The organism is Aequorivita todarodis (assembly GCF_028561335.1).
Classification (GTDB): Bacteria; Bacteroidota; Bacteroidia; order Flavobacteriales; family Flavobacteriaceae; genus Aequorivita; species Aequorivita todarodis.
Genome location: NZ_JAQQTG010000016.1, coordinates 37,933 through 64,914, shown reverse-complemented (window position 1 = coordinate 64,914; position 26,982 = coordinate 37,933). Strand labels below are relative to the sequence as shown.

The 26,982-nt window shown below is 40.2% G+C and carries 20 protein-coding genes; 8 read left to right on the top strand and 12 right to left on the bottom strand.

The window, feature by feature from the left end; genetic code table 11:
• Positions 1-134: 134 nt before the first annotated feature.
• The 4 genes from POV26_RS06285 to POV26_RS06270 all read left to right on the top strand — a co-directional run bounded on the left by POV26_RS06285 (position 135) and on the right by POV26_RS06270 (position 8,428).
• Positions 135-2,063 (top strand): LTA synthase family protein, encoded by a 1,929-nt coding sequence (locus tag POV26_RS06285; RefSeq protein WP_272855623.1) that lies wholly within the window; start codon positions 135-137, stop codon positions 2,061-2,063.
• Positions 2,053-2,943 carry a diacylglycerol/lipid kinase family protein gene (locus tag POV26_RS06280; RefSeq protein ID WP_272855622.1) on the top strand — a complete coding sequence of 297 codons (891 nt, stop codon included), beginning with the start codon at positions 2,053-2,055 and terminating at the stop codon, positions 2,941-2,943. The genes POV26_RS06285 and POV26_RS06280 overlap by 11 nt, the downstream gene beginning before the upstream one ends.
• 5 nt (positions 2,944-2,948) lie before the next feature.
• Positions 2,949-3,689: a COG4705 family protein gene (locus POV26_RS06275; protein WP_272855621.1), complete on the top strand. Its 741-nt coding sequence runs from the start codon at positions 2,949-2,951 to the stop codon at positions 3,687-3,689.
• Positions 3,690-4,030: 341 nt separating this feature from the next.
• Positions 4,031-8,428 (top strand): DUF7619 domain-containing protein, encoded by a 4,398-nt coding sequence (locus tag POV26_RS06270; RefSeq protein ID WP_272855620.1) that lies wholly within the window; start codon positions 4,031-4,033, stop codon positions 8,426-8,428.
• On the opposite strand, the gene meaB is transcribed toward POV26_RS06270, so the two are convergent.
• Positions 8,425-9,507, bottom strand: a complete 1,083-nt coding sequence (meaB, locus tag POV26_RS06265; protein WP_272855619.1) for a methylmalonyl Co-A mutase-associated GTPase MeaB — start codon at positions 9,505-9,507, stop codon at positions 8,425-8,427. The genes POV26_RS06270 and meaB overlap by 4 nt on opposite strands.
• A 94-nt stretch (positions 9,508-9,601) precedes the next feature.
• On the opposite strand from meaB, the gene POV26_RS06260 reads away from it, so the two are divergent.
• The gene (locus POV26_RS06260; RefSeq protein WP_272855618.1) at positions 9,602-10,030 is read left to right on the top strand and encodes an organic hydroperoxide resistance protein; all 429 of its coding nucleotides are present in this window, start codon (positions 9,602-9,604) and stop codon (positions 10,028-10,030) included.
• A gap of 53 nt (positions 10,031-10,083) precedes the next feature.
• On the opposite strand, the gene POV26_RS06255 is transcribed toward POV26_RS06260, so the two are convergent.
• Positions 10,084-10,605 carry a DUF2383 domain-containing protein gene (locus POV26_RS06255; protein ID WP_272855617.1) on the bottom strand — a complete coding sequence of 174 codons (522 nt, stop codon included), beginning with the start codon at positions 10,603-10,605 and terminating at the stop codon, positions 10,084-10,086.
• 379 nt (positions 10,606-10,984) lie between these two features.
• Between POV26_RS06255 and POV26_RS06250 the strand changes: the two genes are divergently transcribed.
• The 3 genes from POV26_RS06250 to POV26_RS06240 are packed head-to-tail and all read left to right on the top strand — an operon-like array spanning position 10,985 to position 13,611.
• On the top strand, positions 10,985-11,530 hold the full coding sequence (locus POV26_RS06250) for an RNA polymerase sigma factor (RefSeq protein WP_272855616.1): 546 nt from the start codon (positions 10,985-10,987) through the stop codon (positions 11,528-11,530).
• Positions 11,514-12,155, top strand: a complete 642-nt coding sequence (locus tag POV26_RS06245) for a hypothetical protein (protein ID WP_272855615.1) — start codon at positions 11,514-11,516, stop codon at positions 12,153-12,155. The genes POV26_RS06250 and POV26_RS06245 overlap by 17 nt, the downstream gene beginning before the upstream one ends.
• Positions 12,127-13,611 (top strand): DUF4097 family beta strand repeat-containing protein, encoded by a 1,485-nt coding sequence (locus POV26_RS06240; RefSeq protein WP_272855614.1) that lies wholly within the window; start codon positions 12,127-12,129, stop codon positions 13,609-13,611. The genes POV26_RS06245 and POV26_RS06240 overlap by 29 nt, the downstream gene beginning before the upstream one ends.
• 125 nt (positions 13,612-13,736) lie before the next feature.
• Here POV26_RS06240 and POV26_RS06235 read toward each other — a convergent pair whose 3' ends face one another.
• From POV26_RS06235 to POV26_RS06190, 10 genes are all read right to left on the bottom strand, one after another.
• On the bottom strand, positions 13,737-15,032 hold the full coding sequence (locus POV26_RS06235; RefSeq protein WP_272855613.1) for a T9SS type A sorting domain-containing protein: 1,296 nt from the start codon (positions 15,030-15,032) through the stop codon (positions 13,737-13,739).
• 183 nt (positions 15,033-15,215) lie between these two features.
• Entirely contained in the window at positions 15,216-16,343 is a 1,128-nt protein-coding gene (locus tag POV26_RS06230) for a tetratricopeptide repeat protein (RefSeq protein WP_272855612.1), read from the bottom strand.
• A 10-nt stretch (positions 16,344-16,353) separates the two neighbouring features.
• Positions 16,354-17,895: a helix-turn-helix domain-containing protein gene (locus POV26_RS06225; RefSeq protein ID WP_272855611.1), complete on the bottom strand. Its 1,542-nt coding sequence runs from the start codon at positions 17,893-17,895 to the stop codon at positions 16,354-16,356.
• A 292-nt stretch (positions 17,896-18,187) separates the two neighbouring features.
• Positions 18,188-20,848, bottom strand: a complete 2,661-nt coding sequence (locus POV26_RS06220; RefSeq protein WP_272855610.1) for a YCF48-related protein — start codon at positions 20,846-20,848, stop codon at positions 18,188-18,190.
• A gap of 191 nt (positions 20,849-21,039) precedes the next feature.
• Entirely contained in the window at positions 21,040-22,170 is a 1,131-nt protein-coding gene (locus POV26_RS06215; protein ID WP_272855609.1) for a tetratricopeptide repeat protein, read from the bottom strand.
• Positions 22,154-23,713 carry an AraC family transcriptional regulator gene (locus tag POV26_RS06210; RefSeq protein WP_272855608.1) on the bottom strand — a complete coding sequence of 520 codons (1,560 nt, stop codon included), beginning with the start codon at positions 23,711-23,713 and terminating at the stop codon, positions 22,154-22,156. The genes POV26_RS06215 and POV26_RS06210 overlap by 17 nt, the downstream gene beginning before the upstream one ends.
• 145 nt (positions 23,714-23,858) lie before the next feature.
• Entirely contained in the window at positions 23,859-24,512 is a 654-nt protein-coding gene (locus tag POV26_RS06205; protein WP_272855607.1) for a DUF1579 domain-containing protein, read from the bottom strand.
• Between the two features lie 159 nt (positions 24,513-24,671).
• Positions 24,672-25,148 (bottom strand): DUF4199 domain-containing protein, encoded by a 477-nt coding sequence (locus POV26_RS06200; RefSeq protein ID WP_272855606.1) that lies wholly within the window; start codon positions 25,146-25,148, stop codon positions 24,672-24,674.
• Between the two features lie 45 nt (positions 25,149-25,193).
• A complete protein-coding gene (locus tag POV26_RS06195; RefSeq protein ID WP_272855605.1) occupies positions 25,194-25,832 on the bottom strand; it encodes a response regulator transcription factor in 639 nt (212 codons plus the stop codon).
• A gap of 125 nt (positions 25,833-25,957) precedes the next feature.
• On the bottom strand, positions 25,958-26,887 hold the full coding sequence (locus POV26_RS06190; protein WP_272855604.1) for a T9SS type A sorting domain-containing protein: 930 nt from the start codon (positions 26,885-26,887) through the stop codon (positions 25,958-25,960).
• Positions 26,888-26,982: the final 95 nt, after the last annotated feature.

Sequence of the window (26,982 nt, the reverse complement as noted above, 5' to 3'; positions counted from 1 at the left end):
AGGACATCCTCGGGACACTATAAATAGGGGCTCTTCAGTTTAGATACTACCTTCGTACTTAAATTGATTTCAGCGTGTCCAAACTATTCCCTTCCCGGTTTAAACTGCTTTTTTACTTTGTAAAAATTTTTATCATGCTATCCACCCTCCTACGGCTCATTTTTGTGGTTTGGGTGTTTAAGGAAATAGACCTGTCTTTTTTCAAAATAGCAAATACATTCCTAATAGGTTTCCTGTTTGATTTGGGCACGGTTTCGTTTTTCGCGCTGCCGTACGCCCTTTATTTATTGTTGCTTCCACGGCGGTGGCACGGGTCAATTTTTGATAGGATAGCAACCTGGTTCGCCTATTCCCTGGGGCTTGTGATATTTCTTTTTTCCTTTTTTGCGGAAATCACTTTTTGGGAAGAATTCAAAAATCGGTTCAATTTTATCGCCGTTGATTATTTAATTTATACCTATGAAGTAGTAAAGAACATCAACGAATCGTACCCCATTCCATTATTGGTGAGCGGAATTTTAATACTTACGGCAGCGCTTCTTTTTATCACTGTGCGAATGGGCATTTTTAAGAAAACATTTCAAAGCGAAAGTACTTTTGGGGAGAAGCTGTTCCCCACACTGCTGGTTGTTGGTACTGTTCTGGTTTTTGCGCTCTTCGTAAAAAACAAGGATGCCGAGCAATTTGAAAACCGGTACAACAACGAAATTGCAAAAACTGGGATATATTCTTTCTTTGCGGCCTTTCAAAATAACGAGCTTTCATTTACAGATTTTTACAAAACTTTGCCTCTAAACGAAGCTTTTTCCGAAGTGAAAAACGAATTTAAAAAGCGCGGCGACAGTCTGCTTTTTCCTGAAAAGGAATTGATTTATCGAAATATTTCGAATACAGATTCGCTGCCCGAAGAAAGGCCCAACGTAATTTTTATTTGTGTGGAAAGCCTTAGCGCAAAGTTTCTCGGAAGCTTCGGAAATACCGAAAACATTACACCAACCTTGGATTCCCTGGCAAACCACAGTCTGTTTTTCACCAACCTTTTTGCCACGGGAACCCGTACCGTTCGGGGGATGGAAGCTATTACGCTTTCCATTCCGCCAACTCCGGGCCGAAGCATCGTGAAGCGTGAAAACAACCAACAGCTATTTACCATTGGCGAGGTTTTTAGGCAGAAAGGCTATAACAGAAATTTCTTTTACGGTGGCGATGGCTATTTTGACAATATGAACAGTTTTTTTGGCGGAAACGGGTTTAACATCGTGGACCGTGGCCGCGGTTTTTTACTGGATGCGAGCATTACCAAAACCCGCACCAATATTGAGGATGATGAGGTAACTTTTGAAAACGCTTGGGGAATTGGGGATGAAGATATTTACAACAAAGTAATGAAAATTGCCGATGAAGCCCACAACGCCGGAGAACCTTTTTTCGATTTTGTGATGACGACTTCCAATCACAGACCATACACCTATCCGGAAGGAAAAATTGACATTCCATCGGGCTCGGGGAGAAGTGGTGCCGTAAAATATACCGATTATGCGATTGGTGAATTTTTGAAAAAAGCACGGCAAAAGAAATGGTATAAAAACACGGTCATCATTATTATGGCAGACCATTGCGCCTCCAGCGCTGGCCGGCAGGAACTGGATGTTAAAAATTATCACATTCCCGCATTGATACTAAATCTGCCAAACACTCCGCCCCTAAAGATTGATAAAATGGCTTCGCAGATAGATATTTTTCCAACGCTTTTTTCAATTTTAAATTGGAACTACAATTCCAACTTATACGGAACGGATATTTTAAAAATGAAACCTGAGGAAGAACGCGCCTTTGTGGGTACTTACAGAAAACTTGGTCTGCTGAAAAAAAATGATAACATACTAGTTTTGGGCGACCAAAAGGTTTCAAATTTTTATCAATGGAACCGTGAAACAAACGAACTTTTACCGCTGAAAGAAGATGAAACGTTTCTGAAGGAAATAATTTCAAACTACCAGACCGCCGACTATTTATTTTCAAATGGCGGGTTGAAACTAAACAGTTTGGGACTTGAAAACTAATCTTCATTTTATTGTAAACCCAATTGCGGGGAAAGGGAAAAATGAACTTTCCATCGATATGTTGGAAGCCTATTTTCCGAAGTCTGAATTTATAATTTCAATAAAGAAAACCGAATTTGTTTTACACGCCACGGCCCTCACAAAAGCTTCCATTGAAGAAGGCGCGCAAATTATAGTTGCCTGCGGTGGCGATGGAACCATTAATGAAGTAGCTTCCTGTTTGGTGAATACTTCGGTGGTTTTGGGAATTTTGCCGATGGGTTCGGGCAATGGATTGGCTTCCAATTTGAAAATTCCGAAGAATTTTAAGAAAGCGCTCAGCATCATTAAAAACCAAAATACAATCGCGATTGATACGGCAACAATAAACGGTAAGCCATTTTTCAGCAATGTTGGCGTTGGTTTTGATGCGCACGTCATTTCAGACTTTGAGGAAAATACGACGCGCCAACTTTTCAGTTATGTTCAATCTACTTTTCGAACGCTGAAAAAATATCACTATAAAAATGTGGTGGAACTGAAATACAACGGAACCACCGAATTGATTTCGCCCTTTTTGCTTTTTGTTTCCAATTCAAACGAAATGGGTTATAAAATGAGCTTGACGCCCCGCGCTTCATTGCAGGACGGATTGTTGGATGTGGTTATCGTGCCAGAACTTTCACGTTTCAAACTCGGGCTTTTTACCGTGCTATTTCTTTTCAAAAAACATCATTGGTTAAAGGAAGTTCGGTTTCAACAACTTACGGCTTTGGAAATTAAGAATTTGGACAATACAATTTTAAAGGTCCAAAAGGATGGTGGGCTTTTCACGCTGAAAGAACCGAGCATTGAGATTGCAATCCATCCAAAGAATTTGACTGTTTGTGTAAAAAAATAAGAAAAATGAAAAAAGTAGCTGAAGTAACATTGGTTTTTTGGATAATGAAAATTTGCGCAACTACCTTGGGAGAAACCGCGGGCGACATGCTTTCGATGAAGTTCAATATTGGGTACGGGCTTAGTTCCATAATTCTGATTGGTTTTTTTATTGCAACGCTAATAGCCCAGTTGAGCGTAAAAAAATACATTCCTATTTTGTACTGGTTGGTTATTATTGCCACGAGCACGGCCGGCACTACGATGTCTGATTTTATGGATAGAACCTTGGGCCTGGGTTACGCAACGGGGGCATCTATATTGGCCATAATGCTCGTTTCCATACTTTTTATTTGGTACAAAATTGAGGGTTCACTTTCAGTTACCGATATTAAAAACTTTAGGCCCGAAATGTTCTATTGGATAACCATTTTAATTTCAAATACTTTGGGAACAGCGCTTGGTGATTATTTGGCGGATGATTCAGGATTGGGCTTTAGCGGCGGAGCATTCTTGATAGGTTCGCTAATCTTGATTACCGCTCTTTTACATTTTTTCACCAAAATATCGAACGTTATTCTGTTTTGGATAGCATTTGTACTTACTAGACCCTTTGGTGCCACTTTTGGAGATTTGCTCACCAAATCTACCGATAAAGGTGGGCTAGACTTGGGAACCATAGGGTCATCCGCCGTGCTTTTTGGAATTTTGACACTTCTTATTTTTTACGTTTCGGTGAAATTACATAGGGAAAGGATTGTAATCTAAGTTCCAATGGGTGAAATCTGAAATGTATTTTATATCTCCAAAATATAGCAGCCATCATTGGAGATTTCTACTTTTCATCTTTTAAGGGAAACCGCCCCTCGCCGGCGACCATTCGCAGACCAAAGCGCACATAGACAAGGCCAGAAAATTATTGAACTACAACCCACAGACTACGCTAAAAGCGGGTTTGGAAGCACCGGCCGAATGGTTTAAAAATAATTTTTAATATAGTAATCGATTAGTTTTCAGAATATTATTCTGATTAGATACTTTTGCGATGTTTTTCAATGTTATAATTTTGTTAAAGAAATTAAAAATAATGTATATTGGCGAAAAAAAACATGCGTAAAACTACATTACTCGCCTCTCTCATACTTTTCTGTTTTAATTATATTGCTGCGCAATGTCCGGTGGGACCTATAGTACTTTCCACACAAGCGGATATTGATAATTTTGCAATAAATTACCCCGGCTGTACCCAACTCACCGACAATTTGACCATTAGTGGAAGCACTATTGAAAACTTAAATGGTTTGAATTCCATAACATCTATTGATGGAGATTTTGTGATAACAGCAAATGGTCTTTTACATCGTGCAACGGGGTTAGAGAACCTAACAACTATTTCTGGGAAATTTGAAGTTTCTGGGACTTTGTTTTATGACTGCCTTGGTCTTGGTTCCCTCACCACCATCGGTGGTGATTTTGTTGCCCGTAGTATAAAAAGATTTTCTGGTTTGGATTCCCTTACAACCATTGGAGGATCTTTGGACGCTGAATTAAATTATCAGATAATTAGTCTAATGGGTTTGGATGTTTTAACCACAATTGGAGGAGATCTTAAATTTAAGAATAACACTCGTCTTACCAGTCTTTCCGGCGCAAATAGTCTGGAAAGTATTGGCGGCAATTTTATAGTTTTTAATATCAGTTATAATGTTTTGGATTTCGATGGATTCCAAAATTTGGAAAGTATTGGCGGCAATCTGGATATAACCAATCAATTAAGTTCCTTTAATGGATTGGATGCACTTACCAGTATCGGCGGGAATTTGGACTTGAATACCAATTCAAAAATTACAGATATGGACGGGTTGTTATCGCTTCAATCAATAGGTGGCGATTTTATTATTACCAACGGTAAAATAGAGACCATGAATAGTGCAACACTACAAACTATCGGGGGGTCATTGCTCATTAATAATTGTGATTTTCTTACCAATATAGATTTTTCTGACATTTCGGAAATAGGGGGTTATATGGCTGTTTTTGATAATAATATTCTCAATTCCATTGCTGGATTTAATTCGCTGACTTCCATTGGCGATTATTTTAAGATTTACGGTAATTCACAATTGGCCACTATTCCAGAATTCAATACTCTTTCCAACTTAGGAGGAGATTTGATTTTAAATAATAATTATTCCCTACTTACCGTAACAGGTTTTGAGAGTTTAACAAATCTGCCAGGTTCTATAGAAATTACCGGTTCTATCAATTTACATACAATTTCAGGGTTCAACAACGTTGAAACCATTAGCTCTGGGTTGCTTTTAAGCGGCAATACTAATTTGGTTACACTGGATGGATTTTCTTCCTTACTTTCCGTAGGTTCCGATTTTAACCTTAATAACAACAATCATTTGATAAACTTTTCCGGTTTCAGTAGTGTTACGGAGATTACAGGATCATTTTCCATAAATAGCAATCCAGCGCTTCAATCCATAAATACATTTAATTCTTTGGAAACCGTGGGTTCCTTTTCTATTAAAACAAATTCAAATTTAAATACAATAAATGGCTTTAATTCCATAGCAACCATTCATGGAGATTTTTCAATAGAGAATAATCAATCGCTGAGTAATATCAATCCTTTTCCCTTGGTTTCAACTGTTGAAGGCGATTTTATTTTCAGTAGCAATTCCATTGCATCAACCTTCCAGGGTTTTGAAACCTTGGCAACGATTGGTGGCGATATGAGATTTTCAACTTGCCCTTTTCTGGGATCTTTGCCAAACTTCAATACATTAACATCCATTGGTGGAAATGTTTTGTTTGATAGAGTAAGTATTGGGAATCTAAATACATTGACACAATTAACCTCTATTGGTGGTTCTTTAAGATTTAACAATATGGATTCTTTTCAGGATGTGGAGGGCTTGAATAACCTATTGACCATTGGTGGAGAGTTGTATATGGGCAAGTGCAAAATAAACACAGGTTTTGACTCCTTGATTACTATTGGTGGCGACCTATCCTACAGATACATCACTTTTGTTCCCCAATTTCAAGGATTTGATTCATTGGAGTCCATTGGTGGAACGTTCTACTTATTTGATATAGATTTTGATTTTGAATATTTTTACTGGCCACCAAATTTAACTACCGTTGGGGGTGGTATTTCGGTTATTGGATGTGATGGCCTTAAGGAAATTCCCGGGATGAATGTTTTGACCTCCTTGGGCGATTTTATTACATTTTACCAGAGTGCCGTAAATAAAATTGAAATGAACTCTTTGGTTGATATTCCAGGGAATGTTGAAATAATTCGCAATGGGTTAAATCACGTAAGTTTTTCTTCCTTAGAAAATGTAAGTGGCCATTTTGAAATAGAACAAATGACCACGTATTTAAACTTGGATAATTTAACCACTGTAGGGGATTATTTTAGATTAGAGGATTTAGGAAACGGCACAGCTGTAAATCTCATTATGAATTCCATTACCTCCATTGGTGGTGATGTTACGCTGATAGGAACCCTTAGTTCCTTATCCGGTTGGCAAAATGTTACGACTATAAATGGAAATTTGTATTTAGACAGCACCTATAATATGCCTGGTTTATATGGTTTGGAAGGACTGACAACAATAACAGGTGATTGTTTGATCCGTGGAGATTTTTCTACCTATTCTGGGCTGGACAATTTAACTTCTATTGGCGGGAATTTCAATACCGTGCCCACGCAATATGGAACAAGTCAAGGTGACCCAGTAATTGATTTTACAGGGTTGGGACAATTGAATTCTATTGGCGGAAATTTCAGGATTTCTGGAATAATGGAATCACTGAATGGTATTTCAAGTTTGGAAACGGTAGGGGGAGATTTGCAATTAGATTATAATACTTGGCTACAGAATTTCGTAGGTCTTGAAAATTTACACTCTGTGAATGGAGAATTAATAATTAAAGAAAATTACAGTCTAACTAGTCTTGAAGGACTTAATAATTTAGATTATAATTTGCTTGATTATCTCAACATTTCCTTTAATGATAATTTGAGTATGTGCTCCATTTTGCCTGTCTGCGGTTATTTACAGTCATCTACCGATTACAATATTTACAGTAACAGGTCGGATTGTAATACCGATACCGAAATTTTGAGCCTATGCAATTACAACACCATTTTAGGAAATATTCGTTATGATTTTGACACAAACGGTTGCGATCAATCAGATTATAACGCTAGCTCCCTACTTGTTGATGTTACCAATGGCGTAAACAATTACAGAACATTGACAAATGAAGATGGTTCTTATGTCGTTTTTGTAGGTGAAGGTACCTTTACCACTACAATCAATTCTGAATCTTTACCAGCGAATTTTGAAGCAGCACCAGCTTCGGTCACTACAGTTTTCACAGGAAATGGAAACGAAGACACCGCCGATTTCTGTTTAACCGCCACTACTGTTTTTGATGACCTCCGAGTTTCCATCCTGCCTTTAGACGCGGCACGGCCGGGGTTTGATTCAGAATATTTGATAGTCTATGAAAACTTGGGAACCCAACCTCTGGACGGGGAAGTAAGCTTACAATTTGACGATTCCCGACAAGGTTTTTTAATAGCTGATCCCTCACAGACAAGTATAAATGGAAACCTTATTTCATGGGATTTTACAGATTTGGTTCCCTTCCAATCCAGAGAGATCAGGGCTGTTTTCAATACATTTCCACCCCCAATAAACCAAGGGGACGATGTGTTACAGTTCAGTGCAATTATTAACCCCATAAGTTCGGATATAAATCCAGACAATAATGTAGCCGATTTGAATCAAATAATCGTAAACTCCTATGATCCAAATGACAAGCAAGTGGCTCAAGGTGTTTCTATTTTTATTGAAGAAGCGAGTGAATATTTAGATTATGTTGTTCGTTTTCAGAATACGGGTACGGCTAATGCCACTACAGTAAAAATTAGCGATCAATTGAGCGATAACTTAAACTGGAACACCGTCAGAACCCTATCCTCTAGTCACGACTATCGGGTTGAAATAAGGAATGATAATGAGGTTTATTTCATATTTGAAAACATAGACCTTCCTCCAGAAAGTACCGATCCCGAAGCTAGTAAAGGATACATTGCGTTTCAGGTACTTCCAATGCTTGACCTTCAAATTGGTGATTTTGTGAACAATACTGCAAATATATTTTTCGACTTCAATCCACCAATTATAACCAATACCGTAACAACTACGATAATTGATGAATTAAGTGTGCCAGAGAATTCTTGGAAAGAATTGTCATTATTTCCAGTTCCCACAAAAGGGAATGTTTCAATTAAATACAATGGTACAATTCAGCAAATTGATATCTATAACGAATTGGGCCAACTCTTATTAAAACAATTCAACCCAAATGGCATCTATTTCATAGAAACAGAGAAACTTTCAAACGGAATCTATTTTGTAAAATTGAGGGATGATAAAGCAAAGGAAACTGTAAAGAAATTGATTAAGAATTAATTTTTAAAACTTAAGATTTTCTCCGCCGCCGCAAAAGGAGTAGTCCTGTTTTCATCCAAAGCTTTCAGCTGTTTTTCCAGTTCTACTTTTACTGAAGGATTCGCGTAAAATTCACTTTTTAATCGACTTTCAATGGTTTGCATTAACCAGAATTTATTTTGCTCTTTTCTCTTATATTGAAAATAGCCGTTGCCTTTTACGGTTTCAAAATAATTTGAAACCACTTCCCAGATTTCAGCAATGCCTTCATTTTTAAGGGCGCTGCACAAAAGTGTTTTTGGTGCCCAGCCGCTTTCCTTGGCGGGATAGAGATGAAGGGCACGGTTAAATTCGTTTTTCGCCATCTTTGCGGCCTTTAAATTGTCGCCATCGGCCTTGTTGATAACAATGGAGTCTGCCATTTCCATAATGCCGCGTTTAATGCCCTGCAGTTCATCGCCGGCACCGGCAAGTTTTAGCAACAGGAAGAAATCTGTCATAGAATGGACTGCAGTCTCACTTTGGCCAACGCCCACGGTTTCAATCAGGATCACATCAAAACCTGCGGCTTCGCAGAGGATGATGGTTTCGCGCGTTTTTCGGGCCACGCCGCCCAAGGTATCGCCACTGGCTGAAGGACGGATATAAGCGTTTTTTTCTTTTACCAATTCCTCCATTCGGGTTTTGTCGCCCAAAATGCTCCCTTTGCTAATGCTGCTGCTTGGGTCCACGGTAAGTACTGCCACTTTTTTTCCTTCGGAAATCAACAGTTTTCCAAAGCTTTCAATAAACGTGCTTTTGCCCACGCCGGGAACGCCCGTAATGCCGATGCGAATTGATCGGTTTGCGTGCGGCAGGCATTTTTCAATAATTTCCTTTGCTTGCAGTTGGTGTTTTTGGGCCGTGCTTTCAATAATGGTAATGGCCTGGCTAAGTGCGGTTTGGTTTTTATTTAAGATTCCAGCGATCAGTTCCCCGACGGATTGCGCCCTCTTTTTTTGGGTTTGGAGTTGCTTCACAGCTTCCATGTTTAAGGTTTCTGGTTGCGAAACGCCTTCTTTTTCGTTTAAAGCACTTGTATTTTTTTTCTTTGTTGCCACAGTGTGAATTTAGGACAATTTTATGAATTTGTTCTTTTAGAAACGAGTTTAACACTGTATCTTGAAAATTTAATAATTTTAAAATTCTGAAAAAATGAAAACATTATATGAAGCATCATCAACAGCCATAGGCGGAAGGGAAGGCCACGTAACCACCGATGACGGAAAAATAGATATGGAACTTTCACTTCCCCAAGGTCTTGGAGGAAAGGGTGGAAAAGGCACCAACCCCGAACAACTTTTTGGCAGCGCATACGCGGCGTGCTTTGGAGGCGCGGTACAAATGGTGGCCGAAAGCAAAAAAATAAAATTGGGCGACGATATGAGCGTTACCGCAAACATTGAAATAGGGAAAACAAAAGATGGCGAGTTACAATTGCGGGCTACTTTGGATTGTTACCTGCCGGGAGTGGATATTGAAACCGGGGAGCAATTGGTAAATAAGGCCCACGAAGTGTGCCCGTATTCCAGAGCTACGCGCGATAATATTACGGTTACCTTGAATTTGCTTTTGGATGAATAAAATCGAATATCGCTATATATAACAAAGCCCCGAACGTTCGGGGCTTTATTGTTTTACATCGCTTTCAAGTTTATCACTTTGCCTCTTTCATCCTCTTTTGCGGGTTCTTCTTTCTTTTCTTCCACAAAAGGACTTTTCTTAGGTTGTTGCGAAGCTTGTTTTATATACCATTCCAACTGATACTTTTGCTTTTCCAAAAGTTCAAGGATGCCGTCGGGCAACTCCTTGCGTTCCAAAAGCTCATCATATCTTTTAATGTTGTTCCGGTCGCGGCTTATGCAGGAGTTCACGATAGCTTCGGCGTCAAAGTGCTCCAGGGCTTCCTTTATTTCTTGCCAAGTACGGCCAATATTCCCCTTTTCGGCATCTTCCTTCAGCGGTTCAATATCTCGCGAGTGAAGTTCGTTGGAAATGTCATGGCTCATTCTGTTTCTTTCAACGGCCATATAGTTCAAAAACCGTTTTAAATCTGTAGTCTGGGCGTCTTGAGCAGCATTGTAATACAATTTTTCCGCTTCAAAACAAGCCACCAGCAAGCGGTTTAGTTTGTCAAAATCTGCGTAGTTCTTTTTCATAATAGTACAGTTTTATCAAAGTTAGTTTAAATATGGACTCGTTCAAAGTCCGTTCTTGTGTTTTTTTTAAAATTTTAACTAACAGGGAATTAAAAACTAAAATCAATAAGTTATGGCATTTTTTATGCCAAAATCAATAGAGGGGAGATAAATAGCCGAAAACTTTTATAAAGCCGACATTGGATTTATCTGACCAAGATACGAAAATTTTAAAATCAAGGTTTTAAAAACAATATAAAAAGATTAAAGGCAGTTTTCCCGGCTGAACAACCTCGTTTGGTTGGTTTTTTACAAACCATCCAATAAAAAAAGTGAAAATCTGCAACAACTAGATTCTTTTGTCGTCCTTTAGATGAACAGCAACCAAAAAACTTCAAATTTGTCCGATTCATTACTTATCGAGCAATGCAAACAGTGCAACCAAAAGGCACAAATGATGCTCTATGGAAAATATTGCGACGGTATGTTTGCAATAGCCCAAAGGTATTTAAAGGACACCGCGGCGGCGGAAGACGCGATGCAGGAAGCCTTTATTAAGGCTTTTAAAAAACTAGGCCAGTTTAAAGGAGACGTCACTTTTGGGGCTTGGTTGAAAAGGATTGTTATCAATACTTGCTTAGATGCCATCAAGGCACGAAAACTTGAAACAGAATCTATAAATGAGGAAGTTTTTACAATTGTCCAAACGGAGGAGGATTGGTCCATCGCTGATGAAACGACGGTTTCGGAAGTTTTGGCTGCCATTGAAGAATTGCCGGACAATTATAGAACCACGGTAAAATTATTTTTGATTGAAGGGTATGACCATCAGGAAATTTCAGAAATACTGCAGATTTCTGAAAATGCTTCCCGGACTTACCTGCATCGAGGTAAAATGAAATTGAAGGAAAAACTAAAACACTTGCGCTATGGCACGGGATATTAAAAAAATGTTTGAGAACTACACGCCGGAACCTGTGGAGCCACCAAAGGGCCACAAAGCACGGTTTGCATCGAGACTGGACGCCGCTTTTTCTGAAACCATTTCTGAAGCCGTGCCTGCTGGCAGGCAGGAAAAAAGCACTTCATTCCTGTGGCTGAAAATTGCAGCTGTGGCAATCGTATTGCTTGCGGTAAGCGTTGTTGGATACCAACAACTCTCAAAGACAGCAGGAAACATGCCGAAGGATCCTGCAAAATCCGTGGTTGATACGAATGCTGAAAACGGTACGCAAACCGATACGCCCCAACTTACGTTGGCCGATATTTCACCGGAACTAAAAAAATTGCAGGATTATTATATGACGGGAATCAACGTGCAATTGGCCTCCTTAAAAATAACGGAGGAAAACAAAGAGCTGGTTGATGGCTATATGCAAAGGCTTGCAGAACTGGACAAGGAATACACCGCTTTAAATATTGAACTCAGCAAAGTTGGGCCTACCGAAGCCACCGTAACCGCACTGATCGAAAATTTGAAAATACGTTTGGATTTGCTGTTCAAACTTAAAAACAAATTAAAAGAACTTAAAACCCAAAACAATGAAGAATTTAAAACGATACAAACTTAGAATAGCGGTTTTTTTGCTCCTGTTGCTTGGCGCCGTAAGCTATTCACAAAAAAATCGTGTGGAAAGTTTCAACGTTGTGGACGATGTGGAAGTATCAGTGAATACCTCCTATACCAACATCGTTTTTGAAACTTGGAACAAAAACAAAGTGGAAGTGGAAGCCTATATTGAAGACGAAAAACTTTCAGAAAAAGAGAAGCAGCAGCTTATGAAAAACTGGGACCTGAACATTAGCGGAAACAGCAAAAAAGTGAGCATAGCCTCTAACGCTGGCAACCAAGGTTTTGCAATGGACCCTATGCCCCCAATGGATTTTATAGGCCCGCTGATGGAGAATATGGTCCTGCCAATGATCCAAAACATTCAGGTGCCGCCACTTCCGGAGGGTCTGTTTGAGGATCTCGGCAATATTCAGTTTGATTATGAGGCTTATCAAAAAGATGAAAAAGGCTATATGAAAAAGTTTGAAGCCGAAATGGACAAGAGATTCGGCAAAGACTTTGAAGAAAAGATGGAGGCTTGGGGCCAGCGTTTTGACAGTGTTGCCAAGCGTGACCAAAGTCGTAACGAAGCACGGAGGGAGGCTCAGGAAAGAAGGCACGAAGCAATGAAAGCGGCCAATGGCAAAAGGCGGGAAGCCCAAGAAAAAAGAGATGAAGCGTTACAAGAAGCAAAAGACAAGCGCATGGATGCCTACGAAAAACGGATGGAAGCTTATGGGGAACGTATGGAAGCTTGGGGCGAGGAATACGGAAAAAGAATGGAAGCTTGGGCAAATGAAATAGAAAGGAATTATGAGAAAGAAAACGGCTCTTCCATTGTTATTCAAAGAGATGGAGGTAGTATGGGCAGTGGGAATGCTAAAAAAACAATCATCATCCGACTGCCAAAAAACGCGAAAACCAACGTTAACATTCGCCACGGCAATTTAAAAATGGCAGATGTAAACAACGTGAAGGCCAATTTGGATTATACGCCTTTTAAGGCAAACAGCATTGATGGAGGACAGACCTCCATCAATGCTTCCTATGCTTCCGTGCAGGTAAATACCTGGAAACAAGGTATGCTGAACCTGAAGTTTGTGGATCAATGTTCCATTGATAATGTTCAAAATATAAACCTGCAAGCCAACTCCAGCGATGTGCGTATTGGCAATGTTACAAACCAGGCCTTCCTTTCCGGTTCTTTCGGAGATTTGAGCATCGCTAAAATTTCAAATGATTTTGAAACTATAGACATTAATCTGGAAAATACCGACGCCCAAGTGAAAGCGCCAGTGGGTGCGTTTTCATTTTATTTCAACGGAAGGAAATCTACCCTTAAATATCCAAAATCACTTCAACTAAAGGAATCCAAAAGTGCGGACAGGATTTTGGTGAAGGGATATAACCAAAACAATAGTTCCAATAAAACCATTACAATCAATTCTACTTATAGCAATGTTTCGCTTCAGTGATTGGCTTCACTTCATTAGCAATGAACGGCTTCACGCCTCGCAATAAAGCCTTGCAGCACAAAAAAACCCCTTTCCAAAAAATGAAAAGGGGCCAGCACGGTTGTGCTCAGAATTAGGGAGTCTGCTTATTGTTTCACCACTTTTAAATTTTCCACACTGCCATTGCTGGTTACCTTCACAAGGTAAACGCCGCTGGCCAAGCTTGAAAGATTCAATTCAGTTCGGGTTTCATTGAAGGTTACATTGGAAACCATTTGTCCCGTAATCGTGTAAACGCTTACAGCATCAATCGCCTCTTTTGAGTTTAAATGAAGTGTATTTTCAACGGGGTTTGGATAGAAAGACACGGTGTTTTGCGAAATATCCTGTGTGCCCAAAATTATACTATCGTCCAAATAAGCCATCCAACCTTGGGCGAATACCGGTGGGCCATTTACCCATCCCGCAACATAGTTTCCATTGTCAGATATTTTGTAAGCTGTTCCCAACCTACCATCGGCTGTGCCAATGGTTATCCCCAAATCGGAAAGGACATCTTTTAAAAATAGCGGTTGAGGCCCTAAATCGGGATGGTAGATTATTGCTTCCCTTACTTGAAAATCAACATCTTCATAACCTACTACGATGCCATTGTCTGAAATGCTCGTAAAAGTACCGTTATTGCCTTCGGGAGTATCGAAGGTTGTAAACGTAGCGGTATTCGCATCATAAATAAAAGGCTGGCCATCAAAATCGCCAACCATCACATTGGAGCTGTTTATATCGACAATAGCATTGACACTAAAAGTTGGCAACTGTCCGTCGGGGATTAAAGTGATGTCGCCGTCTTTATTGAAAAAGGCAGGTACCCTTAAAGTTCCCCCGCCATTTGGCTGATCCAACCAACCGCCCATAGTACCATCGTCGGTCACCGCATATCCGGTCAAAGTTTCGCCGTTAGGGTCAAAAACGTCAAATAGTTCTCCTGTATCGGTATCGTATAAAAAAGTACCAAAATCACAACAACCGATAGACATTTGGCCGGTTACATATTTGCTGTTTGGAGAAATACCATAGGTTGTAAAGCCTGATTCTGCCGGATTTGAGGCTGGGAACCAACCAATTGGCGTCCAAGTTCCGTTCTTTTTGACCGCGGGCTGCATAATGCCATTTGGCTCGTCATAATACATTTGGCCCGAAACATCGCCATTGTTGTTTATGGAGGAAAGACCCGTAGCTTCGGGTTCCATATCGGTAAGTACATTGGTTGCAAAATCGTAATATTGGCTCGTAGTAACGCCTTGGCCGTTATCATTCACATCGCTGAAGCGCGTGAACATTTCCGTCTGCAATTTGAATTCTACCTGCGCCTCCACAGAAGCTACTCCCATAAAGAAGCACAGCGCGAAGATGCTTTTTGCTAAAAAGGTAATTTTTTTCATTGTTAATTGTTTTTAAATAGATTTAGTTTTGATGGTCCGAAAGTAAATTATTTACTCCGCTAATAAAAGGAATAGGCTTTCAGAATTCGGAATTTCTCAAATAATAAAAGTGCAAATACTTGATAGTCAACGAGTTTAAAAATAAATAATGTAAAGACGGTATATGTACTATTTCTGAAAAAATTAAAACTTTAATTCCTTTTTGAGCGATTTGAGGGTCTTTTCAGAAGAAAGGATCAAACGGACCAAGAATGCAATTACTGCAAGTATAAGCAGCACCAAGATAGCCTGAAATAGTTGGTTCCTGTTTTTAAAATCCTCAACTTTTCTGGAGTTTGCTTCCATTATACTTTGGATGGAATTGTCTATGGTTTTCCGTTCCGTTTTTGTTATTTCGTTGTGGATGGATAGGTTTTTGTCGCGGTATAGGATATAGTTTTTTAAATCATTTTCGGCTAAATAGTTTTCGGCCAATGCGCGATAAATGGATCTATTTAGAATCTTATCCCCAACTTCTTCCGAATTTTGAAGTGCCTCTTCGAGCAGGTTGATGGCTTTAAGGTTGTCGCCCTTTAAGGTATAAACCCCCGCAAGTCCCTTTTGGGCAAAGGCTATCAGGCTTTTGGCATTGTTTTTTTTCGCATAGGCTATTGCTTGCAGAAAACTAGCTTCCGCATCGTCTATTTTGTTTGTAGTAATTAAGCAGTTTCCCTTGTTGTAGTACGCAATGCTCAAGTTTGAGTTTTTATTTACCTCGGGCGATATTTTTTGATAGGCTTCAATAGCGCTGTTAAAATAATCCAGTGCTGTGTCGCAACTCATCTGCTCTCTATAAATAAACCCACGCACCAAATTGTTGAAACCCATAGCTTCCGATTTATAAGTGCTTTCCGAAAGGGATTCGAGCAATTTATAGGCTTCGTCTAAATAGGTCAACGCTTTATCGTAAACATTTAATTCCTGGTACTGGCCGCCCACCCGGTTAAGCAGCCTTATCTTCAGCTCTATATTTTGGATTTTTGGCAACATATCCATAGCAGCACGGGAATATTCCAACGACTTTTCGTATTCCCTTTTTGATGAATATGCCGTGGAAATGATAATGAGCGCACGCACTTTAATGTCGGTTGTGGATTCGCCGGCATCAAATAACGCTTGCGCGGTTTCAATGGCCAGGTTCGGGTTTTCGTATATTTGGTTCGTTGCAAAATCAATAATGCTGTCTGCGTTTTGTTGGGCCGAAAGCACTTGGGTGAAAAGGATAAAACTTCCAATCAAGAAATAGAAATTATATGTAATTATTCTTTTCATCTTTAAGATTCTAAGCCGCGGGGCTTTCTTGTTTGTTTTGCAATATGTCTATAAAGGTAGTGGGCGAAATTCCGGTAACCGATTTGAATATCGTGGCAAAAACGCTGTGGGACGAAAACCCACTTTCTTCGGCCAAATAGCTTATTTTGTACTGTAAATATTGGGGATCGTTCTTCAGCTTGTCCGTTATGTAATTGATCCGCAACTCGTTGATATACGTATTAAAATTTTTTTGCTTGTGGGCGTTTATCAGTTCAGACAGGTATTTGGTGTTGGTTTCAAACTGAAGTGCCATCCGCGAAAGCGAAATTTCCTTATTGATAAAATCCAATGAATTTTCAAACTCTTCCAATTTCACCAACAATTGTTCTTCCGTCTCTTTGGGAATGTTCAGGGTTTTTGAGGTATCAATTTTGGGCAGGGCAGGGAGTTTACTTGGTTCTTTCCTTTTTTCCAAATACCCTATAAATTTTCGGTACTGGTTTATCCGGGCTCGATACCTCAGTTTTGTGAATCCCCAAAAGAGCAATAGCAGCAATAGGATTCCGCCCAGAATTAACAGATGCCATCTCGCATTGGCACGAAACAAGCTGAATCTTTCGGTTTCATTACGGTTAAAAATATTATATGCCGTATTTACCGCATCATTTTCGGCATCGCCCACCGCGGTGTTTATTTCATCGGCTCTTTGATTGTAATTGTTGAATTCTTCTAAATTGTTTAGGGCCAAATAATTTTCCGAAATAGCTTGCGCAACCTTATTTTGTTCGGGAAGATTGCTGAATTTTTGGGCGAGTAGCATCGCGGCGTTCAACGTGTCAATAGCTGCGGCATGCGCGTTCTTCAGAAAGAGAAACTCACCGTATTTGATAAGTGTTTTCATTTCCAGATAATTGCCCGATTTCTCTTTTTTGCTTTCGCGGAATGCACTTGACAGATAGACTTCTGCTGAATCCAACTGAGATTCACGAAGGTGCATTTCGGCCAAATCGAGGTCAATATTTCCAATTTGAAACGGAATTTGCGAAGAAGTGATTTTATTGAATTTGCTTTTTGCACTATAAAATTGGTCGAGGTCCGGAAGACTGTCCTTTTGGTTTTTTTCTAAACCATATTGAATAATCTTGCCCGTTACCCAATTTTGGGTATCGCTATCGGTGTCTGCTTTCAATGAGTTTTTTGCCTTATCGCTATATTTTACGGCAAGCGAATTAATTTCAAGATCCTTAAGTAATTTTGAAAGAAGAATATTAAGTTGAATTTGTGTGCCAAGATCACTTTTCAATTCTTCCTCGGAAAATTTCATCCCAATTTTTAAGGCTTGGTTATACTTTCCCTCTATATAAAAACCGCGGGTAAGAAGATAGGCCGCCTGCAGCAATTCTGCCGGTTGGTCCGATTTTTCCGAAATGTATTCCGCAATACGGATTGCTTCCTGCGGGTCTGAATAAAGCACATCTTCCGCCTGGGCCAAAAGACCTGAGATATTACCTTCCTGTGATATGGAGACACTCGAAAGTAGCAGCAGCAGTATTGTACAAAACCTATACATGAAACGAAACTATTTTTACACAGTAAAAGTAGTTACTACGCAGGGAAAGCGGACAATTATTTTTGCTAAAATAGCAAGTTGGCGGTAATAGGGACTTTATGGGAATAAAAAGCCCCTTTCCAAAAAAAAATGAAAAGGGGCGTGCACCTAAAAGTGCATAGAAAAAGGGGAGTGTAATAAGGATTGCATTTTTTAAAGAATCCCTCTTTTTTTAAAACCGCCCCCTAATCCAAAACGAGGGCGGTTTATTCAAAACCTAAATATTAACTATGAAAAAAATTACTATTAACTATTAGTTTTTTACGATTTTGAAAGTTTCTGTTGCATTGTTTGCGGTTACCCTTGCAAAATAGATTCCTGTTGTAAGTGCGGCCAAGTCTATTTCGCCGTGCATACTGTTGAGGTCTTTGTTCAATAATTGCTGTCCGTTTACATTGAAGATCGATATGGAACCAATTTCTTCTTTTGCGGTTATTTGCAGCACATCAGTCACGGGATTTGGATATAAGGTTAAGCCTTGCAATTCGTTCTCTTGAATGCCAACAAGAATTTCACAGGTTAGTTCCAACTGGAAATTCCCGGCTTGGGTATCATCATATCCTTCAATCATAATAATATAGGTGCTTGTCCCGTCAGATTCGAAGGACAGCTCAGGTTGATTAACACAAGAACTGTCGTTGAAAGCGATTTGGGTTGTCAATGTGCAATCGCTATAAACCCTCACGGTAGTTGGAAAGTTGGTATCAGGCCCGCAGGCATTTAGCGTAATGGTTTCTGCAGCTCCTGTTCCCGTGTATGAATAAAACACATCCGGTGAGGCATTTCCGCCAGAATTTGTAGCAAATATGGTAGAATTGGTAACCAAGTCGCCACATGCCAATGGAATGGCATCAACACAGTCATCGTTTGTAGGGACGGTTGGGAGCTGAACGCGGTATGTAAATAAATCGCCCCACGGACCAATGGTAGGGTCATATCCCCAGCCTGTAATGTATTCTCCGTTAAAAGAAATTGCATTTGGAACCCATATTGGGCTTGCGTCCATAGTGTAACCTAAGGTATCGGTCACGAATGCATTGAATTCTTGCAAGCCGCCACTTGCGGTCCATATAAAGGGAACGTTTGGATCCCAAGGGCCAATTTGAAAATACCCGATTACAATACTACCATCGTAGTTTATACCCGTAACATTCCCAGTACTGCCCGGAGCCAAAGTGCCCAAAGACATATAACCGGTAGCTTCACTCCATATCCATGGTTCCCCATTGTTGGCATAATCACCACGGCCTCCAATCCAGTTTGCATCTGCAGAGATAGCGCTGCACTCGCCCAATTGGTTAAACTCATCAGTTGGATCGCCATTTGGGTCGAGTAACAGATATTCATTCGGCAACCAATTGCCGTTGGCATCCTTGCGCCAAACAGCCGATTTCCAGGGGCCGTTGAAATCCTGCCAGCCAACAATTACATTTCCATCACCACTAACGGCGTTGGCTCTGGTGCTACGGTTGATGTTTGTGTAAAGGCTTCCCAAATCCACAAGGCCGTCTGCAGCAGTCCATGCTGTGGCATGTACCGGCAGCCCTGGTTCTCCCTGAGTTGGCTCAACATACGCACTTCCTACAACGGTGCTTCCATCTGCAGAAATATTATAGCCCGAGCTTAGATTGTTGTCCACTGGGAAATCGAAACTGCCAAGAACGGTCCATTCGTCACTGGTTGCGTTATACATGGATTGTATGGAATAGGTGTTGTTTTCAGATTCCTTTCTGAACATTACTCCCTGTGATCCAAAAATAAAGCCTCGGCCATTGGGCGTATAAACAACTTCATAGAGTGCCTCGTTAAAAGTAGAAGTTCCTAAATTATTGATCGGCCAGGTTTCACCACCATCTTCAGAGGAAAAAATAACTTCCGGAGTTCCCACGAGCGTAACGTGGTCCGCATCCAGCCAAGCTACATCGCGCCAGATGGGTCCGGGGCTGTTTGCCACAGTAATGGTTTGCCAGGTAGTGCCTCCATCTGTAGTTTTTAGCACGATGTCATCGCCCACGGCAAAACCGGTATTCATATCATAAAATTCGATGCCGGCCAAGACACCGGCACCTGAAAGTACCGTAGTCCACGTTGCGCCATTATCCGTTGATTTTTGGATGGTCCCTCCGGTTGATATCATAAAATACGTATCGCCACCCACATAAGTCAGTTGGTCTGGAATTGCATCAACACCTGTAGCTGGCGTCCAGGTACTACCTCCATCTGAAGTGTAATATATTATGCCTGGTGCACTGTTGGGGAAAGCACCTATAATTCCATTTTGCCAATCTTTGAAAACAACATCGGTATAGTACCAAATATCCGTTCCGGGCGTCATTGGGGTCCAGGTATTTCCGGCATCGGTGGTTTTTGCCGCGTATGCACTCCATCCAGCAACATACCCTGTATAGGAATCGGGGAAACTTATTCCCTCGATACCCTGATTGGTGCCTGTCCAGAGTTGTTCCCAACTATCCCCGGCATCGTAGGTTCTCAAAATAATTCCGTCGCCATTGTATGTTACAGATTGCCCTGCCGCAAAACCGAGCGAGTTTTGGTTGTCTGGGAATTCAATACCTGTGAATATATAGTTATGTCCGGTATTCAGTTTCTCCCATTCGGTTGGGGTGGTAACGTCTATGTAGGAAGTGCCGGATAGTAGATTTCCATCCGCTGAAAACCGTACGCCGCCACCTACTCCAAGTCCTGGGGCAGCACCGCCAATTTGTTCAAAAGTATTTGTGTCTGCGTTCCAAAGAGAATAGGGCCCTGCTTGGGCTTCGTATCCAGAAACAACACCATCGTTAGAAACGCCTTGGGTTTCAAAAAAAGTAGGCTTTACCACAAATTGGGCCGAAGCACTTTCGATGCACAATCCATAAGCGCATACCATTAATAGAAGAATAATTTTTTTCATCGTAATAAAATTTTAATTGATTTTGTTTTATCTGAAGGCTAAAGTAGGTGGGTAAATACTATAATAAAAGGAGATACCTTTTGAAATTCGTGAATTTTAAAAGGTAGAATAAAACCAAAAAACCCTATATATCAAGAGGTTGTGTAGTTTTTTGGGAATTTTGTTTCGCTGCAGAGGAAAGCGTTAAAAAACTAACTTTTTAACCTGTTTTCTAACTTTTTTAAGTCCCTTTCCCAAATTATTACCGAGCGGATAAGTAAAAAAAGCGCAATTGTAATAATGATTATGAAGATGATTTGAAGGGGTCTGAAATATGCTCGGAGCTGCTCAATTTCTTCCGCTTTGGTTTCGGTTAAAGCTATCAGGGACTGATTGATGGTTTTTCTTTCGGAAATTTTATTTGCCTTTTTTATCGCTACATATTTATTTTGATAAAGTATATAATTATCCCAATCGCCGAGAAAGAGGTAATTATTGGCAAGTCCTTCATAAATTTCGCGGTTTAGAACAAGATCGCCCACCGTATTTGATAATGCATGGGCATCGGTGAGCAGCGATAAGGCCTCTTTGTAGTTTCCATTTTGGGTCTCGGTTTCGGCCAATCCTTTTTTCCCAAAGGCGATCAAACTTTTGGCATCAACAATTTGGGCATGCGCTACGGATTTTAGAAAGCTTTCCTTTGCCTCAACCGGTTTATTTAGCGATAATAAACAATTTCCTTTATTGTAATAACAAATGCTCAGGTTGGCATTCATAATTGGTTTTTCTATCGTGGTCTTGTTGTATGCTTCTATGGCCTCGTCAAAATATTTTAGGGCAACATCGCAGTTGGTCTGTTTGCGGTATATAAACCCCCGCAATATGGAATTATAGCCCAGAAAATGCTGCACCGAATCCTGCTTGGGATATTTTTTTATCAACGCCATGGCTTCATCGAGATATTCCAGGGCCTTATCGTAAATCTGGAGTTCTTGGTAATGTGCGCCAATCCTGTTTAGGATATTCATCTTTGTCAAATCATCATTTATTTTTGGGATGAGCCCATTGATCTGAACAATATATTCCGAAGCCTTTTCATAATCTCTTTTTGAAGAATACGCCGTGGAAATGGTGAGCAGGGAGTTTATTTTATTTTTAACGGTAATCGTTGGACTTTTAAGTGCTTCGTGCGAAAGCGCGATGGCCTCTTCTGGATTTTCATAAATCTGCTTCCCGGCTACCTTCAAGATGCTGTCCACATCTTTTTGTGAATGCACCATTTGCACAAAAAAGAAGCATCCTGCCAGGAAAAATAGGGCCCTATGTTTATTCCACTTCTTCATAAATAGGTTTCGAAGTTTTCTTTGAAGATTTCAAAAGGTCGATAAAAACGGTTGGCGGAATTCCCGTGACTGCCTTAAAAACAGTGGCAAAACTACTGTGGGAAGAAAAACCGCTCTCTTCGGCCAAATAACTTATTTTATATTGCAGATAGGTGCTATTGCTCTTTAGTTTGTCTATGATGTAATTGATTCGAAGCTCATTGATATAACTGTTGAAATTTTTCCCCTTATGGGAATTTATCACTTCCGAAAGGTATTTGGTGTTCGTGTCAAAATGTGCTGCCAGTGATGCCAAGGACATATCCTGCTTGGTAAACTGCTTGGATTTTTCAAACTGTGCCAATTTGCCAACCAGTGCATTTTCTGTTTCCAACGGGATGTTGAGCCCTTTTGAAACCTCTTTTAAAGGAAGGGTTTCTATTGGTTTTTGCCTGTTTTCAATATAGTTTAAAAAACGGTTGTATTGTCTGGCCCTGTTTCGGTAGCGGAAACGAAGAAGAATATAGGTCAATAAAATTGCAAAGAAAATTGCCGAGAGTATCAGCAAGTTTCTTGTGAACATTTTTTTTAAACTGTCCCTTTTTGTTGTATTGTTATTGTTCACGTAATTGTAAATAGCGTTTACTGCTTGGTCATCCGCTGCTTCTATCTCATCGTCAAACTGTTGCGCTGTTTTTTTATACGAATAAAATTGTGGGGCGTCCTTCAAGGCCAAATAAACGGAAGAAAGATTCTCTGAAATCTGGGATTGGTAATTTTTGTTTTGGAACTGAGTTGCAATTTGCAAGGCAGTCTGGTACGATTCAATAGATTTGGAGTAGTCCTGTTTCAGGAAAAACAATTCGCCCAATTGGTTCAACACTACCATTTTTAGGTAATTATTGGGGTGTTCGCCCGCTGTTTTCTCAAGAAGGGCCTCAAGATGTTTTTGCGCGGCATCTGTGTTGTAAACCTTTGCATAAAGGGTTGCCATGGTTGCGTTGTTCTCGTTTGCCAAGGTTTTTTCGGGAATTTTCTCAAAAAAGGTATTTGCCCGGTTAAAATCTTTTAGGGCTTGCTGCCAGTTGTCTTGCCCCATTTCTTTATATGCGTTTAGCAGTGCCTTTCCGCCTTTAAGATAAAGAGGGGTCGTTTCCGTGTTTAGGGTTGAGGCCAAAACACTCGTATTCCCGTAATATCGTTCCGCAACTTTATCGAGGCCCAAATGGTAGAGTAGAGGGATGGAGGCAACCGTTGCCTTTAGTTGTAAAGGAATGGCTTCAATTGATTCTGCAATTACTTTTGCTTCAACCCCTGCTTTTACGGCATCTTCAAATTCGCCTTTTATATAATAGGCAGTAGTATTAAGCAGGTTTGCCTGGATTAGTTGGTTGGCGTTTTTTGAATTTTGCAGTACGTGGTTTGCTATTTTGATGGCTTCTTCGGGCTGGGTATATAGAACCGCTTCGGCATTCGCTAACATATCCTTATAATCGCTATCGTCCTGGGCAGAAGCAACCAGACCTGCCAGGAACATCAAAAACATATAAAAAATAGAGCGCATGTTTTAACGAGGTATCAATGCCACAAGATACATAAAGTTAAATTTTCAGCGGAATTTGGAAATCTATTTTTAAAATAAAAAACCCTGTCTGCAGTATGCAAACAAGGTTTCTTAAAATAATTTTACCGGATTGCTCTAAAAATTACTATCCTCTTTTCATCACAATTTCCATGTTTTTATATTCTCCACCGCCCGGGGCAGTTTCAAACATTTCCATTTTTCGGGTATTGTCATCTATAATGGTATAGACCTGTTTTGTCTGCTTTTCTTTCCCTGTCATGGGATCTACCATCGTGCCGGTAAGGGTGGTGGATTTACTGGCCTCGTCATATTTGCCGCGCATTACGGACAGACCGGTGCCCATATTGTCAATCCAAGTGGAAATATATTCATTGGTAGCGTTATCATAAGCAAGTGTGGCCCGCCCCTCAAAGGGCATTCCCATCATTTCGCCCATGAAGGTGCTAACCTGATAACGGCCGCCCAAGATCATCTTGATCTCTTCGGTTGCGGTTGCTTTTTCGGGAGGCGCATCGGGACCCATCCAAAAGGTCAGTTCGTCGTTCCATTTGCCTTCCTCGGCAGCCATCCTTTTATGGGGCTCGCCCGGAGTCATATAGGCTTCCCAAGCTTTTTGCATTGCCACGGAATCCATAGGGACTTCAGGGGTTTCGGGTTCTTCTGTTACAATACTGTCCATGACAACTGAGTTGTCGGCTTCCATTGATTCTTTCGGTTCGTTTTTGCAGGAAGCGAAGCATAATGCAAATACCGATACTGCTAAAATTAGGTTTTTCATGATTGTGTGATTTTTAAATGTTGATTTAAAAGCTAAATTATGAAAAAAAATGTCAAGCGATAAGTATTGTATTCAATATAAGGCAATTAAATATTCCAAAAGGAAGTATATTCTTGAAAAGAGGTTTTATTAATTTGAAAATTTTGATTCCGTTTCGCACTATTTTTTCCGAACAAAAAGAGCGACAATTGCCGCTAGTACAATTCCAAAACCCAGGGCCCCAAAAGCAGATTGCCACATATAGCTGTTTATGTTGAAATAGTCATTGGCCTTGGTACGCGTCATTAGATCGTTGGTAACGGAATATTCAATCACGTTGTTGAAGTATTCCGGCGTAATGTAATTGTGGGTAATGTATTGTGCCAAAGGCGAAAGCAGCGCAATAAAAATACTGAGGATGACACCAGAAATAAACCCTTGCAGCCAGGTCATTTCCCTATTATAGACCCTTCTTCTTTTTTCGCGCATTTCCAACAAATACATCAATATTGCGAAGGGCGCAAAAAAGAGGGTAAGCCATTGGTGGTCTGCAATCTGTTCTTCATGCCAGCCCAGCGTTTTTTCCAGCAGCATCCAGCAGAGAATAGCAATGGTAAAGATAATGGCCCATTTAAACTCTATAAATATTTTTTTCATTGAAGGATTTAATCGTTTTTATAATTTCGATTAAAGATAGTTTTTTTATAAAGAATTGCCCTGCATTTTATTTATGAGTTCGCCCTTGCTATGGATGTTTAGGATTAAATATATTTTTTTTATATGATCCCGAACGGTATCTATTGAAATCATATACCTGTCGGCTATCATTTTATAGCTTAGGCCGTCCAAGATGCCCTGTACAATCTGTTCTTGCCGAAGCGTTAACTTGCTTTCTTCCTTTTCTTGGGTAGGTGCAAAATAATTGATCACTTTTCTGGCAATGGAAGGCGACATATAGGAGCCCCCACGGAAGATTGTGATAATGGCCTCTTCAATTTTGGTAAGCGAAGTTCTTTTTGAAATATACGAAACAGCGCCCGCACAAAGAGCCTTGAAAATCTTGTCGTCCTCTTCGTAGGTGGTGAGCATTATGATGTTTGTTTTTGGCAACTTATCCCGAATGGGGCGAATGCCTTCCAGCCCAGAAATACCCGGAAGGCCGATATCCAGCAGGATAACATCTACTTTGGGATTTCGCGAAACATCGATTGTTTTTAAAAAATCCTCAACGCTGTTGGCAATAAAATTTATTTCAATGCTTTTGTTCTCGCCCAAATAACTCTCTAGCGATTCCCTGATAAGAATATCGTCCTCTATAATGGCTAAGTATATGTGTTCCATAAGTTTAATCAGTTTTTAAAGGTAGTTAAAAAAAGCCCTCAAGCCATAAACCCTTGAGAGCCTTTACTATCAATGGAAAACAAAAAATATAGTAGCGTTTTTTTATTTCAATTTGTGAAATCGCACTATTGTTTAATAATCTTTAGTGTTTTTGAAGCATCGCCAATGGTAACTTTTGCCAGATAGGAACCGGGAGCTAAGCTACTAATGTTAACGGAAGGCGAAATGGAGTTGGGCTTTTGGGAGAGCACCAATTTTCCGAGCAGGTCAAATATTTCAACTGAATCGACCATTTCCTTTGACTGAACGGTCAAAACATCTTTTACCGGATTGGGATAGATAAAGAATGTGTCTTGATCAAAATCTTCTGTCCCAAGGGTTTGATTTATTTCCACTACATCTATAAAGCCTTCATTATGGGGTGTAGCAGAATAAAAATCAATGGCGGCGAGCGATTCAAAGTTTTGGCCCCCGAATTCAAATGGTTGGTTTTCAAAAACCAAATTGGAATTGATACGCATAGACCATGTTTCATTGTCGAGATCATAATAGAGGGTTACCCTAAAATAGGTGTCCACAGGATAGCTGAATGTCTGCTCTGGGGCTGAGCAATCTACGGTGCTGGTTACTATACCTATGCCGTCGCTATTGCCATCGCAGTTAAAATAAACATTTCCTCCCATAATGGCTTGTTGCCACGGGTCTGAGCCCGGAGTAAGGGCAGCCTGCATATTAAAGTAAAAACCTTTACCTGGATGTATGGCCAAATAAAAACCCACATTAACGCTCCCTGAAGTAGGGTTGCCGGGAATTAAAAGAAGTTGGTCGGTAATTTGGGAGCCATCAATCATTAACGATCTAGCCCCTTCCTGCCCACCACTTACCACATCTGCATCTTCCGGACCGCCCTCAGCACCGGACCAGGTTCTCCAGTGCGGGCTTTGTGAAGAAATATCACCAAGATTAAAACCTTCAAAGTTTTCAAAATAAATCTGTGCGGAAACTGTTGAAGCAAAACTGAAAGCCAAAAAGGCCAAAAAGTACATTTTTTTCATAATTAAAAGTTTAATGGTTAATAAATTGTTTAGTTGTTGATACAAAACTACGGCAGTAAACAAGGCGTTTCAACCACATAAAGATGTGGTGGGTT

Coding starts and splice junctions, on each gene's coding strand:
- POV26_RS06285 (WP_272855623.1), top strand. CDS start 135: ATGCTATCCACCCTCCTACGGCTCATTTTTGTGGTTTGGGTGTTTAAG.
- POV26_RS06255 (WP_272855617.1), bottom strand. CDS start 10,605: ATGAAAAAGAACTACGCAGATTTTGACAAACTAAACCGCTTGCTGGTG.
- POV26_RS06220 (WP_272855610.1), bottom strand. CDS start 20,848: ATGAAAAAAATTATTCTTCTATTAATGGTATGCGCTTATGGATTGTGC.
- POV26_RS06245 (WP_272855615.1), top strand. CDS start 11,514: ATGGCACGGGATATTAAAAAAATGTTTGAGAACTACACGCCGGAACCT.
- POV26_RS06235 (WP_272855613.1), bottom strand. CDS start 15,032: ATGAAAAAAATTACCTTTTTAGCAAAAAGCATCTTCGCGCTGTGCTTC.
- POV26_RS06210 (WP_272855608.1), bottom strand. CDS start 23,713: ATGCGCTCTATTTTTTATATGTTTTTGATGTTCCTGGCAGGTCTGGTT.
- POV26_RS06205 (WP_272855607.1), bottom strand. CDS start 24,512: ATGAAAAACCTAATTTTAGCAGTATCGGTATTTGCATTATGCTTCGCT.
- POV26_RS06195 (WP_272855605.1), bottom strand. CDS start 25,832: ATGGAACACATATACTTAGCCATTATAGAGGACGATATTCTTATCAGG.
- POV26_RS06200 (WP_272855606.1), bottom strand. CDS start 25,148: ATGAAAAAAATATTTATAGAGTTTAAATGGGCCATTATCTTTACCATT.
- POV26_RS06225 (WP_272855611.1), bottom strand. CDS start 17,895: ATGTATAGGTTTTGTACAATACTGCTGCTGCTACTTTCGAGTGTCTCC.
- POV26_RS06215 (WP_272855609.1), bottom strand. CDS start 22,170: ATGAAGAAGTGGAATAAACATAGGGCCCTATTTTTCCTGGCAGGATGC.
- POV26_RS06230 (WP_272855612.1), bottom strand. CDS start 16,343: ATGAAAAGAATAATTACATATAATTTCTATTTCTTGATTGGAAGTTTT.
- POV26_RS06270 (WP_272855620.1), top strand. CDS start 4,031: ATGCGTAAAACTACATTACTCGCCTCTCTCATACTTTTCTGTTTTAAT.
- POV26_RS06190 (WP_272855604.1), bottom strand. CDS start 26,887: ATGAAAAAAATGTACTTTTTGGCCTTTTTGGCTTTCAGTTTTGCTTCA.
- POV26_RS06260 (WP_272855618.1), top strand. CDS start 9,602: ATGAAAACATTATATGAAGCATCATCAACAGCCATAGGCGGAAGGGAA.
- POV26_RS06240 (WP_272855614.1), top strand. CDS start 12,127: ATGAAGAATTTAAAACGATACAAACTTAGAATAGCGGTTTTTTTGCTC.
- POV26_RS06275 (WP_272855621.1), top strand. CDS start 2,949: ATGAAAAAAGTAGCTGAAGTAACATTGGTTTTTTGGATAATGAAAATT.